Genomic DNA, 16,512 nt, shown 5'->3' on the forward strand with positions numbered 1-16,512 from the left:
CAGTCCCCTATCCGGTGATCACAGGTTGCTGTAGCGGGTGCGCAGGCGCTGACGGATGATTTCCGCCAGGGTGTTGACCACAAAGGTCAGTGCCAGCAGTACCAGCGCAGCCAGGAAAAGCACACGGAAGTGCGAGGAACCGACCGCGGTCTCCGGCAGCTCCACGGCGATGTTTGCCGACAGCGTGCGCATGCCTTCAAAGATGTTGAAGTTGACCACCGGGCTGTTGCCGGTGGCCATCAGCACGATCATGGTTTCCCCGACAGCGCGGCCAAAGCCCATCATCACTGCTGAGAAAATCCCCGGGCTGGCGGTCGGCAGCACCACGCCGATCACCGTCTGCCAGCGCGTGGCACCCAGCGCCAGCGAACCCTGGGTCAGATGGCGCGGCACGGTGAACACCGCATCCTCGGCAATCGAGAAGATCGTCGGAATCACCGCAAAGCCCATGGCAATACCAACGATCAGGGCGTTGCGCTGGTCATAGGTAATGCCGATGTCGGTAAACCACTGGCGCATACTGCCATTGAAGAACCAGATTTCCAGCAGCGGGCTCATGGCCACCGCCAGCCAGACAAAGCCGATGATGATCGGCACCAGCAGTGCCGCTTCCCAGCCGTCCGGCACCCGCTGGCGCAGGCCGGCCGGCAATACGCTGGTCCACAGCCAGGCGAACAGCAGCATCATTACCGGCAACAGCAACAGGATGCTGAAGATCGCCGGCAGGTGTTCCTCGGTGAAGGGTGCCAGCCACAGGCCGGCGAGGAAGCCGAGAATGACCGTCGGCAGCGCCTCCATGATCTCGATGCTCGGCTTGACGATGCCGCGCAGCTTGGGCGTCATGAAGTAGGCGGTATAGATGGCCCCGGCAATCGCCAGCGGCATGGCGAACAGCATGGCGTAGAAGGCCGCCTTCAGGGTGCCGACCGACAGCGGTACCAGACTGAACTTGGACTCGAACTCGTCGGTTGCCGAGGACGACTGCCAGATATAGTCCGGATCGCTGCGGCCTTCATACCAGACCTTGTTCCACATCGCAGCAAACGACAACTGCGGGTGCTGGTTCCACAGCTCGGCAACATGCACCTGTTGGTCATCCTGCACCAGCAGGCGGCCATTCAGCGGCGACACCGCCACCCTCTCGATCGGCCGCTCAGTGAACGACTTCAGGTACAGGGTCCGTGAGGAGGTGCCGTAGTGCACCCCGACCTGACCCTTGGCGTCACCGACAATAAAGCCCTTGCGGTTGTATTCCGGAGCAATGCTGGTAATCGCCGCACCATGGCCCTTGAAGTCACGAATGCGGGTCAGGTGGTAGCGATTCTGCTCGTCACGCACCAGGAACCACTGGCTCAGCTCACCGCGCTCGGTGCCCACCACCAGTGACACCGTACCAATCAGGAACTCCATGGCAGTAATCGCCGCGCCCTGGCCGGCATCGACGCTGGCCACCAGCCGCGCATTGGCCGGCTGGCTGATGTCGTAATAGTGGATTTTGCCGGCGCTGTCGGCGACGAACAGGCTGCGCAGCGCCTTGTCGACCAGCAGGCGTACCGGCTCGCCAGGCACCGCCGGCAGCTCGAACCGCTTGCTCTGCACTGTGGTTTCGCCAGTCAACAGGTTGCTGCGTGTGCTCAACTCGGCCACCAGCAGGCGGTTATCCGCAGTAATAGCGGCCAGCATACTGGCAGCGCGACCACGGGTACGGCTCTCCATGGCCACCAGCTTGAGCGGCTGGCCCTGTTCATCCAGGGTAATCGGCGCCTGCCCCAGCGGGTAGGTCAGTTTGGGAGTGATCAGCCGCTGACCATTCGGAAAACTCAGGCTGTAGTCATGCCGCACTACCAGCGCCTGACCGTTGTCCAGGCCATGCACCACGGTTTGGGTACCCGGCTCGGTCGAGCCGAAGCTGCTGATGCTCACCCCTTGCGGCACACCGATGGGCAGCTGGCTGCGCAGCGCGCCACTACCCAGCTCGAAGAAGCTGACCTGGCCGTCGTCGCTGTACTGCAGCCCAAGTTCCTCATAGCGTTCGATCAGTACGGTCTGGGTCTGCGCCTCGCTGACCGGCAGCGGATGGCTGGCCAGACGCTCCACAGTCGCACCGCGCAGAATCGGCGCGACTTCCCAGAACAGGTAAACAAAGATCAGCGCCAGGGCAAACACCACCCCGAAACCGGCGGTGCTGATACCCCAGCGCGAAGCATTGTCTTTCATCAAGCGCCGCCGCCGCAGACGCTTTCGCGCCTCGGCATCCGGCAACAGCGAAGGCTGGGGTGTCCTTCTGGCTATGGTCGAGGTGATATCGGTCATATGGGAGTCGCTCTTGGACTGCGGCCTTTTCGGAGTGCTCAGACTAAGTCGGTTGTATGACAACATTGTTACAGGCAACAAAAAAGGGGACCCGTCAGGATCCCCTTTGCTGGTCGCCGGTAGCCTGCACCGGCGTCCGCCTTACTGGATGTTCAGATCGCTGAGCACCTTGTCGGCCACCGACTTGGGCACAGTCACGAAACCATCACGATGCACCACGCCCTGACCTTCCTGGGTGTAGACCATCTTGACGAACTCGCGGGTCAGCGGGTCCAGATCCTGGTTCGGGTTCTTGTTGATGTACACGTACAGGTAACGGGCCATCGGGTAGGTGCCATTGGCAGCGTTCTCGCTGGTGGCCTCGATGAAATCACCACCCTCTTCGGCAGCCAGCGGAACCACGCGTACACCAGAGGTGCGGTAGCCGATGCCGGAGTAGCCGATACCGTTGATCGACTCGGTCACACCCTGAACCACCGAGGAGGAACCCGGCTGTTCGTTGATGCTGGACTTGAAGTCACCGCCGCACAGGGCGTTGTCCTTGAAGAAACCGTAGGTGCCGGAAACGGCGTTACGGCTGTACAGGGCGAAGTCACGGTTGGCCCAGGCACCGGTCATGCCCAGCTGACCCCAGCGGGTGATGTCTTCGCTGTGGCCGCAACGGCGGGTCGCGGAGAAGATGGCATCAACCTGCGGCAGTGTCAGACCCTCGATCGGGTTGTCCTTGTTGACGTACACCGCCAGCATGTCGACCGCTACCGGCAGCGCATAGGGCGCATAGCCGTGGCGGGCTTCAAAGGTCTGGATTTCGGTGTCGCGCATGGCACGGCTCATCGGCGCCAGGTTGGCGGTGCCTTCGGTGATCGCCGGCGGCGCGGTGGAGGAACCGGCACCCTGGATCTGCACGTTGACGTTCGGGTAGAACTTGTTGAACTCTTCGGCCCACAGGGTCATCAGGTTGTTCAGAGTATCGGAACCGATGCTCGACAGGTTGCCGGAGACGCCACTGGCGCGCTCATACTTGGGCAGGTTCGGATCAACCTCGGCGGCAGCGCTCAGGCTCAGTGCGCCGGCGGCGGCGAAAGTAACGGCAACGCACAATTGCTTCAGTTTCATGCTCTCTGTACTCCTTGGGGAGATAGGGTTGGCTTCACGCGACCCAGTATCTGGAGGCCACATGACAACCCTATTCCAGCAATGTGACAGTTACGTTAAACCCTGCAGTCATTACATCGGACAATATTCCGTGAACGATTGAGGGCAGTGCGCCAATCCCTTAATATGTCGCAGGCTTGCAACAGTGCCCGCTTCAGCGATGTCTGTGCAGCCCCTACAATTACAACAGCCTCCCAGAGAAGCCCATGCACGACCTGGATACTGACCCGCTGCCAAATGGCCAGCTGGCCCTGAAAATCACCGCTTTGCCACGTGATTGCAACAATTTTGGCGACATCTATGGCGGCTGGCTGGTCTCGCAAATGGACATTGCCGGCACCAGTTCGGCCTCGCGCATTGCCCGTGGCCGGGTGGCCACAGTGGCGATCGACCGCATGGGCTTCATGGTCCCGGTACCGGTCGGCGCCCAGCTGGCCTGCTACTGCCAGGTAATGGAAATTGGCCGCAGCTCGATCAAGATGCTGGTCGAGGTATGGAGCGACGACCTGGAGCACGATGACAGCCGCAAGGTCACCGAGGCGGTGTTTGTGTTTGTCGCCATTGATGATCGCGGGCGCACCCGCGTCATTCCCAGCTGACCGGCGGCCCCACGCCGCCTGACACAAGGCCGCCTGCCATGTCCCTATCCCCCCTGCGCCTGGCCCTGGGTCTGGCGCGCGGCATTGATGCGCTAAATGCCCTGCTTGGCCGCAGCCTGGCCTGGCTGAGTTTACTGCTGGTGCTGCTGACCAGTGCCGTGGTGCTGCTGCGTTACGGCTTCAGCATTGGCGCCACCGCCCTGCAGGAACTCACCCTGTATGCCCACGCCCTGGTCTTTATGGGCGCCGCCGCCTGGACCCTGCAGCGCGACGCCCATGTGCGCGTCGACATTTTCTATCGCAGCGCCAGCCCACGGCGTCAGGCACTCACCGACCTGCTCGGCAGCCTGCTGTTCCTGCTGCCGTTGTGCCTGTTTCTGGCCTGGAGCTGCTGGGACTATGTGCTGCTGTCCTGGGCCCGTCAGGAACGCTCGGCGGATGCCGGCGGCCTGCCCTGGGTCTACCTGCAAAAGAGCATCATCCTGCTGCTGGTCGCCAGCCTGCTGTTGCAGGCACTGGCGCAGCTGATCAAGACCATCGCGGTACTGCGCGGCGCCCTGCCGAACCACCTCGACAGCCATCCGCAGGAGGAACTCTGATGCTGCCCGAGCTGATGGCCATCGCGCTATTCCTCAGCCTGTGTCTGGTGCTGCTGGCCGGCTACCCGGTGGCCTTTACCCTCGGCGGCCTGTCGCTGCTGTTTGCCGGCATCGGTGTAATGACCGGCAGCTTCGACCCGAGTTTTTTCGGCGCCCTGCCCAGCCGTCTGTTCGGTACCATGAACAACCAGACCCTGCTGGCGGTGCCGCTGTTCGTGTTTATGGGGGTGATGCTGGAAAAATCGCGCATCGCCGACAGCCTGCTGGAATCCATGTCGCAGCTGTTCGGCGGCCTGCGCGGCGGGCTGGCATTCTCGGTATGCCTGGTCGGCGCGCTGCTTGCCGCCAGCACCGGCATCGTCGGCGCCACCGTGGTTACCCTGGGGCTGCTGGCGCTGCCGACCATGCTCAGGCGCGGCTATGACCCGGCGGTGGCCACCGGCAGTCTGGCCGCCACCGGCACCCTCGGGCAAATCATCCCGCCCTCGATCATCCTGGTGCTGCTTGGCGATGTGCTGTCCGGCGCCTACCAGCAGGCGCAATTGCGCATGGGCATCTTTGCCCCGCAAACCGTCACCGTCAGCGACCTGTTCATTGGCGCGCTGCTGCCGGGGCTGCTGCTGGTCGGGCTGTATCTGCTGTATCTGGCCGGCGTGGCGCTGCTGCAACCGCACAAGCTGCCGGCCACCCCCGCCGAACAGCGCCAGCCGCTTCGCCTGACGGGGCTGTTCGGCAGCCTGCTACCGCCGTTGCTGCTGATCATGGCGGTACTGGGGTCGATTCTCGGCGGCATCGCCACCGCCACCGAGGCTGCTGCGGTCGGCGCCCTCGGCGCCACCCTGCTGGCGCTGTGCAAGGGTCAATTGAATCTGCCGCGCCTGCGCGAGGTGGTCGAATCGACCACGCAGATCAGTGCCATGGTGTTCATGATCCTGATCGGCGCCTCGATCTTTTCCCTGGTGTTCCGTGGTTTCGGTGGCGAGGAGATGATCCATCAGGCATTCAACAGCCTGCCTGGCGGCGTGGTGACGGCAACCATTCTGGTGATGCTGGCGATCTTCCTGCTGGGCTTTATCCTCGACTTTATCGAGATCACCTTTGTGGTGGTGCCGATTGTCGGGCCGGTGCTGCTGATGATGGGGCTGGATCCGATCTGGCTGGGGGTGATGATCGCCCTCAACCTGCAAACCTCCTTCCTCACCCCGCCGTTCGGCTTTTCGCTGTTCTACCTGCGCGGCGTGACCCCGCCCAGCGTCCCCACCAGCGCCATCTACCGCGGGGTACTGCCGTTTATCGCCATCCAGATCCTGATGCTGGTCATCGCCGCGCTCTGGCCGGGGCTGATTACCTGGTTGCCGGGGGTGTTGCGGTAGGTCTGACCTAAGAAGAACAGTGCTCAGGCGATTACTGTGCTGCGCGATCCCCGCAGACCCAATCTGGACACGCCGTAAACCCGTCCCTGGGGGCTCGCCGCTAGCCATCCCTGGCTATCGGCGGTCCAGTTTGGGTCTGCGGGAATCGCGCCCGAGCAGTGCTCTGCATACTGACCAGTCTTGCCCTGCCCAACTGCAACAGCATCAACCATTCAATCTCACATCAAGCATCAACGGCATATGGTCACTGACTTCCAACCAGTCATCCGGCCCGCCAATCTGCAGTTCGGACCCTGTTGCGAGGTCGCGGGAGGCAAATACATAGTCGATATGGTAGGGCTTGGCCGGATTGCGCTGCAGGAAAAAGGTTGGCCGGGACTCGCTGCCCTGCGGCTCGCCTGTCTGCAAATGGTACTGACTGGCAAAACCAAGTTCGGCCAGCTCGGCCACCACATCCGAATGATTCCACCAGCGGTCCGGCTTGTCCCAGATACTGTTGCTGTTGAAATCACCCAGAATCAGACAACGGCTTATTGGAAGATCGCCGCGATGGATCTGCAGATACTTCCAGAACTGCCCCATATAGGCAAAAACCTCATCCCGATGGCCCTTTGTCCAGACCGCCAGCAGGGTCAGTTGGTCATTCAATCTGAATGGCAGAAACAGCCGCAATTCATCCGTGCGCCACTGCAGTGTCGGACTGTTTCCCGGCAGACCGGCTACTGCGAAAAGCCCATGCCAGTTGCAGGCGCTAACCTGGTTGCCACGCTTGGGAAATACCCCGATACCACGACTGCTACTTTCACCGCACCACAGATAATCACCCGCCCAATCGCGATAAGCCCGGGTCGAATACGCCGGATCTTCACACTCCTGAATCACCAGCACATCAGCATCGAGGCTGTCTGCAAACGTCAGCTTGTTGCGCAGTGCGCCGTTGCAGTTCCAGCTGACCACTTTCATTGACCGGTCGCCCTTGTCTCACGCTGGTGAGCGCGCACCTGCGCCAGCAGGTACAGACTCAGCGCCAGCAACGGCACATTGGTGGTAACCGGATTGAAGGTGTCGAACAGGGCGGCGGGCATCATCACTGCGACAAACAGCAGCAGGCCCAGCAAGCCGGCGATATTCAGCCAGTGCAGCAGCGGTCGGCGCCACAGCAGGATAAACAGCAGCCCGAACAGCAGCTCGGCCACCCCGGCGCCGCGAACCAGCCACAGGGTAGCCGGATCGCCCAGGCCCAGCTGCGCCGTCAGCTGGTATTCCAGCGGCGCCACATGCAGCAATTTCGGAAACAGGCCGTGATACACCCAGCTAAGGCCGACAACCCAGCGTGCCAGCCGGGTGAATGCTGTATTGCCCACGCCAACCCCTTTATGTCGATGCAGTCAGGCCCTGAGCATACCCGCCCGCAGACATGACCCGCCAGCGGCTCAGCCCCTGCCCGGCGCGGCATGCCTTGGCAGGCCGATGGAAATCAGCGCGGCCAGCAGCACAAAGGCGCTGGACACCCACAGGCAGGCGGGCAGGCCGTAGCTCTGGTAGACCCAGCCGGACAGCAGGGTGCCGACCAGCCGGCCCATGGCATTCGACATGTAATAGAAGCCGACATCCAGCGACACCCCGTCCTGCTTGGCATAGCTGACAATCAGGTAGCTGTGCAGCGACGAGTTCACCGCAAACACCGCGCCGAACAGCAGCAGCCCGCCAATCAGCACCGGCGCCACTGGCAGGCTGCTCTGCAGTCCCAGTGCGATGGCCGCCGGCAGACCGGCCAGACCGGCGGCCCAGAGCAGCGCCGCGCGCCCGTCGGGTACCCGCCCGCTGCGCTTGCCGGTAACCCAGGGCGCCAGCGACTGCAGGATGCCGTAGCCGATCACCCAGAGCGCGAGGAAGCCACCGACCTGCCAGAAATCCCAGCCCAGACTGCTGGCCAGAAACACCGGCAGGGCCACCACGAACCACACATCACGGGCACCGAACAGGAACAGCCGGGCGCCGGAAAGGATATTTACCGCGCGGCTTTTCGACAGCAGGTCACGGAACTTCGGCTTGCGGCTGGCCTTGCCCAGATCCTTCTTCAGCAACAGCAGGCTGGCGACCCAGATCAGTGCCAGCAGCGCCGCCATCGCCAGCACCGCCCCGGCAAAGCCGAGCAGCGCCAGCAGCAGGCCGCCGAGGAAGAAGCCGACGCCCTTGAGGGCATTCTTCGAACCGGTCAGCACCGCCACCCACTGGTACAGCGTGCCCTGCTGCGTGTCCGGCACCAGCAGCTTGATCGCGCTCTTGGCGCTCATCTTGTTCAGGTCCTTGGCGATACCGGACAGCGCCTGCGCCGCCATCACCCAGGGCACCGTGAGCAGCGCCGCCGGCACTGTCAGCATCAGCAGCGCCGCCACCTGCAACGCCAGCCCGATATTCATGGTGCGGTTCAGACCCAGTCGCGCGCCCAGCCAGCCACCCAGCAGGTTGGTGACCACACCGAATATTTCGTAGAACAGAAACAGCGCAGCAATTTGCAACGGGCTGTAGCCGAGGCCATGGAAATGCAGCACCACCAGCATGCGCAGGGCGCCGTCGGTGAGGGTGAAAGCCCAGTAATTGCCGGTCACCAGCAAGTACTGGCGCACCTCGGGGGACAGCCGTGACAGTCGCTGCAGCATGCGCTGTTTACCCGACCAGCCGGGCCAGCTCAACCGTACGGTTGGCGTAGCCCCATTCGTTGTCGTACCAGGTGTAGATCTTCACCTGGGTGCCATTCACCACCAGCGTCGACAGCGCATCGACAATCGACGAGCGCGGATCGGTACGGTAGTCAATCGACACCAGCGGGCGCTCCTCGTAACCGAGAATCCCCTGCAGTTCGCCCTCGGCGGCGGCCTTCAGCAGCGCATTCACCTCCTCTACGCTGGTCGGCCGCTCGACCTCGAACACACAGTCGGTCAGCGAGGCATTCGCCAGCGGCACGCGCACCGCATGGCCATCCAGCCGCCCGCGCAGCTCCGGGAAGATCTCGGCAATCGCGGTGGCCGAGCCGGTGCTGGTGGGGATCAGGCTCATACCGCAGGCACGCGCCCGGCGCAGATCCTTGTGCGGTTGATCGAGGATGCTCTGGGTATTGGTGACATCGTGGATAGTGGTGATCGAGCCGTGGCGGATGCCCAGGCTTTCATGGATCACCTTGACCACCGGGGCCAGGCAGTTGGTGGTGCAGGAGGCGGCGGTGACAATCGGATGCCGGGCCGGATCGAACAGCTGCTGGTTGACCCCGAGCACCACATTCAGCACGCCCGGCTCCTTCACCGGCGCACTCACCACCACGCGCTTCACGCCCTGATCCAGATAGGCCTGCAATACCTTGCTGGTCTTGTTCACCCCGCTGGCCTCGATCACCAGATCGCAGCCGGACCAGTCGGTATCGGCAATCGCCCGGTTAGCGGTCAGCGCCAGCCGCTTGCCGTCGATCAGCAGCGCATTGCCCTCGGCCTCGGCCTGATGCTTCCAGCGGCCATGCACCGAATCGAAATTCAGCAGGTGTGCATGGGTCGCGGCATCACCGGCCGGGTCGTTGATCTGCACAAATTCCAGCTCCGGCCAGTCCCAGGCGGCGCGCAACGCCAGCTTGCCGATGCGACCGAAGCCGTTGATACCTACCTTGATGGTCATGCTGAATTCTCCTGATATGAATGCCTGGTCAATGGGCCATGGCGATGCCGGCGGCCCGGTTGACGGCGGTCATCAGCAGCGCCTCAAAGAGCACGCTGATTGACCCGTTTTGACAGCGCCTCCGCGCTCTCCTTGCGTTCGGAGTAACGATCTATAAGGTAGTCCGAACGATCACGCAGCAACAGGGTGAACTTGACCAGCTCCTCCATCACATCCACCAGTCGGTCATAGACGGATGACGGCTGCATGCGCCCGCTGTCATCGAACTCCATAAAGGCCTTGGGCACCGACGACTGGTTGGGGATGGTGAACATGCGCATCCAGCGCCCCAGCACCCGCAGTTGATTGACTACGTTGAAGGATTGCGAGCCGCCGCACACCTGCATCACCGCCAGTGTCTTGCCCTGGGTCGGACGGATCGCCCCGATGGCCAGCGGCACCCAGTCGATCTGTGCCTTGAAAACCGCCGTCATCGCACCGTGGCGCTCCGGTGAACACCACACCTGGCCCTCCGACCACTGCATCAGCTCTCGCAGCTCCTGCACCTTGGGGTGGCTTTCCGGCGCATCATCCGGCAGCGGCAAGCCGCGCGGGTCAAAGACCCGCGTCTCGGCACCAAAATGCCGGAGCAGCCGCGCCGCTTCCTCGGTCAGCAGCCGGCTGAAGGAGCGCTCGCGGGTTGACCCATAGAGCAACAGGATGCGTGGCGGGTGCGTCGACGACGTCTCAACGGCCAGCTTGTCGTGGCTGGGGATATCCAGCAGCTCGGCTTCGGTATTCGGCAGATCGTTTTGCATAACAGGTATCCCTTCATTCGCAGACTGGCTTGCGACCCGGTCGCTCGCGCATGTGCCACAGCCGCTGTACATCCTCACGTAACCACTGCACATTGCTGCCCAGCGTGCTCCTGAGCATCTCGCCGACCCAGGCCGGCAATTGCGGGTGCAACCGGTAATACACCCATTGGCCATTGCGGCGATCCTCCAGCACACCGCAGCCACGCAGCAGGGCCAGATGTCTGGATATCTTTGGCTGGGCCTGATCCAGCGCAGCCGTTAACTCGCAGACACAGAGTTCCTGCTCCAGGGTCACCAGAAGGGCGATACGTGCGCGGGTGTCGTCTGCCAGGCACTTGAATACCTCGGTGGGCGATATCTGCTGAACGGCCGCCGGCGGTGGCGTGGCTCCAGCATTGATCAGCACAAACATCCGCAGGCGCTGCTGGATCTGCTGCAGCGTCTTCAGGAAGTCATCCTGACTGCCACTGACCGCCGGATCCTCGAAATGCCAGGCGATGTACTGACCGGCACCCGGCAGCACCAGGCACTCCAGTGCCGACTTGTCGCACAGCGTGATCACATAGTCGAAGGGCTGGTCATCCAGCTGCTCGACCGACTTGCTGAACAGCCCCGCGCTTGAAATGCCAAGGGTTTCCAGGGCGGCGCGGGCGCGACTATCCACACCGGCAGGCGCGGAACCGGCACTGAACGCCTCGAAGTGTTGCGGATCGAGATGCCGCAGCAGCGCTTCAGCCATCTGCGAGCGCGCAGAATTCGCCACGCACAGAAAAAGAACCCGCTTTTTCCGGCCCATGTTGACCCCTGTCAAATATACGGTTTGGCGAATATATTATTTTTCATATATACAGTAAAGCGAATACAATACCGACTGCTCCTAACCTGATTACAGGCATGCCGCATGAAAAACTCCCGCGAGGTTGCAGCGACTCCTGCTGCTGACGCCCCCCTTGGCGCGTTCGAACGCTACCTAACCCTGTGGGTGGCCCTGTGCATAGTTGCCGGGACCCTGCTTGGGCTGACCCTGCCGGCGGCGGCGCAGGCGATCGGGGCACTGGAGGTAGCGCAGGTGAACCTGCCGGTTGGCCTGCTGATCTGGGTGATGATCATTCCGATGCTGATGAAGATCGACTTCGGCGCCCTGCACGAGGTACGCCAGCAGAAGGCCGGGCTGGGCGTCACGCTGTTCGTCAACTGGGCGGTCAAACCCTTTTCCATGGCGCTGATTGGCTGGCTGTTTATCAAGGTGCTGTTTGCCGACTGGCTGCCGGCCGACCAGCTCGACAGCTACATGGCCGGACTGATACTGCTCGGCGCCGCGCCCTGCACGGCGATGGTGTTTGTCTGGAGCAACCTGTGCAACGGCAACCCCAACTTCACCCTGACCCAGGTGGCGCTGAACGACCTGATCATGGTGTTCGCCTTTGCCCCGATAGTCGCCCTGCTGCTCGGCGTCTCATCGATTCCGGTGCCCTGGGACACCCTGCTGCTGTCGGTGGTGACGTACATAGTGATCCCGCTGGCGATCGCCCAGGCGATCCGCGCACTGCTGCTGCGCCGAGGTCAGGCGGCCTTCCAGGCGGCACTGCAGCGCATCGCGCCGTTTTCGATCATCGCCCTGTTGGCGACCCTGATCCTGCTGTTCTCATTCCAAGGTCAGGCGATAGTCGCGCAGCCACTGGTGATCGGCCTGCTGGCCGTACCTATCCTGCTGCAGACGCTGTTTATCGCCGGCCTTGGCTACTGGCTGAACCGCCGCCTGCGGGTGCGCCACGAGATTGCCGGCCCCTCGACCATGATAGGCGCGTCGAATTTCTTTGAACTGGCGGTGGCCGTGGCGATAGTGCTCTATGGTTTCAATTCAGGGGCAGCGCTGGCCACCGTGGTTGGCGTGCTGATCGAAGTGCCGCTGATGCTCTGGCTGGTGCACCGGATCAACCGCAGCCGTGACTGGTACGAACGCGCCCTGCCAGCCCACTGAACCCTCCACCCGCAGGAGCAGGACGATGAATGATGCGAGCACTCCGCCGCCACGGCCCTCGCTGCTGGCCCACCTGAGTGCCTTCTGGCGCAGCCAGCCGGGCGAGATGCGCCTGCTGCTGGGCATGAGTGGCCTGTTCGCACTGGTCTTCTTTATGCCGATGGGCCAGCCACGTTTTGAGAATGCCGTGCTTGAGGGCCTGCGACTGACCCAGTGGTATGCCCGCGAGCACGTGATCCTGTGCCTGCTGCCAGCCTTTGTGATTGCCGGAGCGATGGCGGTCTACATCAGTCAGGGCGCGGTACTGCGGCATCTCGGGCCGGCGGCACCCAAGCCGGTGGCCTATGGCGTAGCCTCGATAGCCGGGACCCTGCTGGCAGTCTGTTCCTGCACCGTACTGCCCCTGTTCGGCGGCATCTACCGACGCGGCGCCGGACTGGGGCCGGCAATCACCTTCCTGTATGCCGGGCCGGCAATCAATGTGATGGCCATCGTGGTCACCGCCAAGGTCCTCGGTGCCGAGCTGGGCATTGCCCGGGCCGTCGGCGCCATCCTGTTTTCGGTGGTGATCGGCGCCATCATGCACCTGCTCTACCGGCGCGAGGAAAACGCCCGCGCCGCCAGCGGCGCACGCGGCTTCGGCGATGATGGCGACGGCCACCCGCTGGGTGACATCATTGCGCTGTTCAGTCTGATGGTCGGCATCCTGGTATTTGCCAACTGGGCACCGGCGGACAGCCCGCTATGGATGGCCATCCACGCCTGGAAATGGCCGGTCACCGCGTTGCTGGCAATACTGCTCGGCGTCTTGCTGGTGCGCCGCTGGCGCTGGTCGCCCGGCCCGCTGCTGGTGCTGGCTGGCGTGGTCGCAGTACTGACCCTGTTGCGCCCGCAATGGCCGGAGCTGTCGATGCTGGTCGGCATCGCCGGGCTGATGCTGCTGGCCAGCCGCGAGAATGCCGCCGGGCGCGAATGGGTGGCTCAGAGCTGGGATTTCACCAAACAGATCATGCCGCTGCTGCTGGCCGGCGTACTGATCGCCGGCATGCTACTCGGCCGCCCCGGGCATGAAGGGCTGATCCCGTCGCACTGGGTAGCCTGGGCAGTCGGCGACAACAGCCTGCTGTCCACGCTGATCGCTGCGGTACTCGGCGCCTTCATGTATTTTTCCACCCTCACCGAAGTGCCGATTGTCGAAGGCCTGCTGGGTGCCGGTATGGGCAAGGGTCCGGCACTGGCCCTGCTGCTGGCCGGGCCGGCGCTGTCACTGCCGAACATGCTGGTGATACGTACCGTTCTGGGCACACAGAAAACCCTGGTGTACTGTCTGCTGGTGGTGCTGATGGCCACCCTCAGCGGCTACCTGTATGGCCAACTGTTCTAGGAGAACCGCGCAATGAAACTGACCGTATACGGCTCCGGCTGCGCCAAATGCCAGCAGCTGACCGCCAACGCCGAGGCCGCCGCACGCCGGCTGGGCCTGGACTTCAGCGTGGAAAAGGTCACCGAGATGAACGCCATCATCGACGCCGGCATCATGCGCACCCCGGCGCTGGCGGTGGATGACGAGATTCTGGTCGAGGGCAAGGTGCCCGGCAGCAACGAGCTCGAAGCCCTGCTGCAGAGGCAGGCTTAATCCGCCTGTTCCTGGTCAATATCCCCGGCACTGCCACGCTGCTGCTCCAGCTCCAGCAGGTTGCGATAGAGGGTTTCAGACAGGCGCTTGAGTTCGGCGCCCTCCGCCGGGGTCAGCACTCCCAGACAGGCCATGCGCAGGGGAATATCCTCGGCACGGGCCTGCAGCGCCCGGCCGCTGTCGGTCAGGCTGATCACCCGCCGACGCTCATCCTCGGCGCAGCGGGCTCGCTGCAGCAGCCGCTTGGCCTCCAGCCGCTTCAGCAGGGGCGTCACCGTACCGGTATCCAGCCGGGTGTGCTCGCAAATACGGGTCACCGACACCCCGTCCTGCTCCCACAACGCCAGCATCACCAGATACTGCGGATAGGTCAGATCCAGCGGCTCAAGCAGCGGCCGATAGGCCCTCGACAGGGCGTTGCCGGCGGAATACAGGGCCAGGCAGATCTGGTTGCGCAGGTGCAGGTGCGGAGGGGAAGACATGCGGCAGCGTCCATCGGTAAGGTCAGCGATCATTCTATCCGGCGCCAGCAGTTGACACTACGGCCAATCCGGCAAATTATATTGCACGCAATATAAACCCAGGAGCAACCCCGTGAAACTCAGCCCCCGCCGCCTGCTGCTCGCCGCCGCACTGACCAGTCTGGCCATCACCACCCATGCCGAAGCCCCGGCCGATCCAATCAACGCCGACAGCTTTGGCTGCATCCGCGACATGACCCCGGTGCGCGGCTTCTTTGTCGACAACCTCAAGGGCGACCTGGAAGCCACCCTGGCGGTGGCCAACAACGCGGACGGCGGTGTCTACCCGCCCGGTTCGGTGGTGCAACTGATCCCCACTGAAGTGATGGTCAAGCGTGATCCCGGCTTCAGCCCGGCGACCAAGGACTGGGAGTTCATCGAGCTGGACGTCAGCGCCGAAGGCGCCAGCATCCGTGCGCGCGGCTTTGCCGACGTCAACAACAAGTTCGGGCTCAACTGCTTCGCCTGTCACGTCAAGGCCGAGCCGCAGCGCGACATGATCTGCGAACAGGGCCACGGTTGCGATCCCATCCCGCTGACCGCCGCCATGTCCCGCGCCCTGCAGAAAACCGATCCACGCTGCGCCCCAACCGAGCTGAGCAACGAGGAAATCGAAGGGCTGAAGGCATTGCGCGCGGTGTTTGGCGGCTGAGGATGAAAGCGGCGATTACTCAGCACTACCAAGCGCGCATCGGGTCCAGACCCAATCAGTCCAAAATCACCCGCGCAACCCGTACATCACCTGTTCGCCCAGCGCATGGTTGGCCCAGACCTTTTGCCGGAAGGCTTCCATCGAGTCCCATACCTCGCGGTTCAGCGGTTCCTGGTTGGCGGTGTCTTCCAGAACCTGTTGTGACAGTTCACGCAGGCGCTGCAGCACCGGGTCGGGCAGGCGGCGCAGCTGCACGCCGTGCTGGTTGACCAGGGTATCGAGGGCTTCGGCGTTGCGCCGGGTGTATTCGTCGAGCATGGCCTGGTTGGTGCTGCGGGCGGCCTGCTCGACAATCACCTGCAGGTCGGCCGGCAGGGCGTCGAAGGCCTTGCGGTTGATGCTCAGCTCAAGCACCGCGCTGGGTTCCTGCCAGCCGGGGTAGTAGTAATATTTGGCGGCCTGGTGCAGGCCGAAGGCCAGGTCGTTGTAGGGGCTGACCCAGTCGGTGGCGTCGATCACGCCGGTTTGCAGGGCGGTGAAGATTTCGCTGCCGGGCAGGCTGACGGTGGTGGCGCCGGCACGCGCCAGCACTTCGCCGCCAAAGCCGGGCATGCGGATTTTCAGGCCGCGCAGATCGTCGAGGCTGTTGATTTCGCGGTTGAACCAGCCGGCCATCTGCACCCCGGTGTTGCCGCAGGGCAGCGGCAGTACACCAAAGGGTTCGTAGGCCTTGCGCCAGAGTTCCAGGCCATCGCCCTCATACAGCCAGGCATTGGTTTCCTGGGCATTCATGCCGAACGGCACGGCGGTAAAGAAGGAGGCGGCGGCGCTTTTGCCCTTCCAGTAGTAGGCGGCGCTGTGGCCGAGTTCGGCGGTGCCGCTGGCGACTGCATCGAAGACTTCCAGCGCCGGCACCAGTTCGCCGGCGGCAAACACCTGCACACTCAGGCGACCGTTGGACAGCTTGCCAACCAGCTGGGCGAAGTGTTCGGCGGTGGTGCCAAGGCCCGGCAGGTTCTTCGGCCAGGAGGTGACCATTTTCCAGCGAAAGCGTTGCTGGCTCTGCTCTCCTGCTGCTGCGGCCGGTTGCTCATCCTTGCAGCCGCTGAGGGCCAGGGCGCCGAGCCCAAGGCCGGCGGCGGTGAGTAGTTCACGTCGTTTCATAACAGGCTCCGGACGGGGGGCTGCGGGCGATCATGGCGCGGCAGCGTTATGGTTGT

Annotated in this window: 17 protein-coding genes; 7 read left to right on the forward strand and 10 right to left on the reverse strand. The window is 63.2% G+C overall.

All coding sequences use genetic code 11. The features are described from left to right. Positions 1–18: 18 nt before the first annotated feature. The gene (locus tag BMZ23_RS06745) at positions 19–2,313 is read right to left on the reverse strand and encodes an ABC transporter permease subunit (protein WP_093474484.1); all 2,295 of its coding nucleotides are present in this window, start codon (positions 2,311–2,313) and stop codon (positions 19–21) included. A 141-nt stretch (positions 2,314–2,454) separates the two neighbouring features. After that, positions 2,455–3,429 carry a PstS family phosphate ABC transporter substrate-binding protein gene (locus tag BMZ23_RS06750; protein WP_093474487.1) on the reverse strand — a complete coding sequence of 325 codons (975 nt, stop codon included), beginning with the start codon at positions 3,427–3,429 and terminating at the stop codon, positions 2,455–2,457. A gap of 245 nt (positions 3,430–3,674) precedes the next feature. Between BMZ23_RS06750 and BMZ23_RS06755 the strand changes: the two genes are divergently transcribed. From BMZ23_RS06755 to BMZ23_RS06765, 3 genes are read left to right on the forward strand one after another with little or no spacing between them, the layout of a single operon-like run. After that, complete coding sequence (locus BMZ23_RS06755; protein ID WP_093474489.1) at positions 3,675–4,067, forward strand: acyl-CoA thioesterase; 393 nt, start codon at positions 3,675–3,677, stop codon at positions 4,065–4,067. Between the two features lie 38 nt (positions 4,068–4,105). Then, on the forward strand, positions 4,106–4,666 hold the full coding sequence (locus BMZ23_RS06760; RefSeq protein ID WP_093474491.1) for a TRAP transporter small permease subunit: 561 nt from the start codon (positions 4,106–4,108) through the stop codon (positions 4,664–4,666). Positions 4,667–4,668: 2 nt separating this feature from the next. After that, positions 4,669–6,039, forward strand: coding sequence for a TRAP transporter large permease (locus BMZ23_RS06765; protein WP_093474725.1), 1,371 nt, complete (start codon positions 4,669–4,671; stop codon positions 6,037–6,039). A gap of 204 nt (positions 6,040–6,243) precedes the next feature. Here the strand turns inward: BMZ23_RS06765 and BMZ23_RS06770 are convergent, their stop codons facing one another. The 6 genes from BMZ23_RS06770 to BMZ23_RS06795 form a co-directional block, all read right to left on the reverse strand. Next, on the reverse strand, positions 6,244–7,002 hold the full coding sequence (locus BMZ23_RS06770; RefSeq protein WP_093474493.1) for an endonuclease/exonuclease/phosphatase family protein: 759 nt from the start codon (positions 7,000–7,002) through the stop codon (positions 6,244–6,246). Beyond that, on the reverse strand, positions 6,999–7,403 hold the full coding sequence (locus BMZ23_RS06775) for a DoxX-like family protein (RefSeq protein WP_093474496.1): 405 nt from the start codon (positions 7,401–7,403) through the stop codon (positions 6,999–7,001). The genes BMZ23_RS06770 and BMZ23_RS06775 overlap by 4 nt, the downstream gene beginning before the upstream one ends. A 69-nt stretch (positions 7,404–7,472) precedes the next feature. Further along, complete coding sequence (gene arsJ / locus BMZ23_RS06780) at positions 7,473–8,699, reverse strand: organoarsenical effux MFS transporter ArsJ (RefSeq protein ID WP_093474728.1); 1,227 nt, start codon at positions 8,697–8,699, stop codon at positions 7,473–7,475. A gap of 10 nt (positions 8,700–8,709) precedes the next feature. Continuing rightward, positions 8,710–9,705, reverse strand: coding sequence for an ArsJ-associated glyceraldehyde-3-phosphate dehydrogenase (locus tag BMZ23_RS06785; RefSeq protein ID WP_093474498.1), 996 nt, complete (start codon positions 9,703–9,705; stop codon positions 8,710–8,712). A gap of 83 nt (positions 9,706–9,788) precedes the next feature. Beyond that, a complete protein-coding gene (arsH, locus tag BMZ23_RS06790) occupies positions 9,789–10,502 on the reverse strand; it encodes an arsenical resistance protein ArsH (RefSeq protein ID WP_093474500.1) in 714 nt (237 codons plus the stop codon). A 13-nt stretch (positions 10,503–10,515) separates the two neighbouring features. Then, positions 10,516–11,298, reverse strand: coding sequence for a metalloregulator ArsR/SmtB family transcription factor (locus BMZ23_RS06795; RefSeq protein ID WP_093474502.1), 783 nt, complete (start codon positions 11,296–11,298; stop codon positions 10,516–10,518). A gap of 105 nt (positions 11,299–11,403) precedes the next feature. Between BMZ23_RS06795 and arsB the strand changes: the two genes are divergently transcribed. Genes arsB through BMZ23_RS06810 form a run of 3 tightly spaced genes read left to right on the forward strand, consistent with a single transcriptional unit; the run spans position 11,404 to position 14,119 of the window. Next, positions 11,404–12,483, forward strand: coding sequence for an ACR3 family arsenite efflux transporter (gene arsB / locus BMZ23_RS06800; RefSeq protein WP_093474504.1), 1,080 nt, complete (start codon positions 11,404–11,406; stop codon positions 12,481–12,483). 25 nt (positions 12,484–12,508) lie between these two features. Next, positions 12,509–13,867, forward strand: a complete 1,359-nt coding sequence (locus BMZ23_RS06805; RefSeq protein WP_093474506.1) for a permease — start codon at positions 12,509–12,511, stop codon at positions 13,865–13,867. Positions 13,868–13,879: 12 nt separating this feature from the next. Beyond that, positions 13,880–14,119 carry a thioredoxin family protein gene (locus BMZ23_RS06810; protein WP_093474509.1) on the forward strand — a complete coding sequence of 80 codons (240 nt, stop codon included), beginning with the start codon at positions 13,880–13,882 and terminating at the stop codon, positions 14,117–14,119. Here the strand turns inward: BMZ23_RS06810 and BMZ23_RS06815 are convergent. Next, the gene (locus BMZ23_RS06815) at positions 14,116–14,601 is read right to left on the reverse strand and encodes a MarR family winged helix-turn-helix transcriptional regulator (RefSeq protein ID WP_093474731.1); all 486 of its coding nucleotides are present in this window, start codon (positions 14,599–14,601) and stop codon (positions 14,116–14,118) included. The genes BMZ23_RS06810 and BMZ23_RS06815 overlap by 4 nt on opposite strands. 112 nt (positions 14,602–14,713) lie before the next feature. On the opposite strand from BMZ23_RS06815, the gene BMZ23_RS06820 reads away from it, so the two are divergent. Continuing rightward, on the forward strand, positions 14,714–15,292 hold the full coding sequence (locus tag BMZ23_RS06820) for a hypothetical protein (RefSeq protein ID WP_093474511.1): 579 nt from the start codon (positions 14,714–14,716) through the stop codon (positions 15,290–15,292). Between the two features lie 66 nt (positions 15,293–15,358). Here the strand turns inward: BMZ23_RS06820 and BMZ23_RS06825 are convergent, their stop codons facing one another. Continuing rightward, entirely contained in the window at positions 15,359–16,456 is a 1,098-nt protein-coding gene (locus BMZ23_RS06825; RefSeq protein ID WP_093474513.1) for a TRAP transporter substrate-binding protein, read from the reverse strand. Between the last annotated feature and the right edge of the window lie 56 nt (positions 16,457–16,512).

Origin of the sequence: Halopseudomonas yangmingensis, from assembly GCF_900114825.1 — a bacterium.
In the GTDB taxonomy this organism is placed as follows: domain Bacteria; phylum Pseudomonadota; class Gammaproteobacteria; order Pseudomonadales; family Pseudomonadaceae; genus Halopseudomonas; species Halopseudomonas yangmingensis.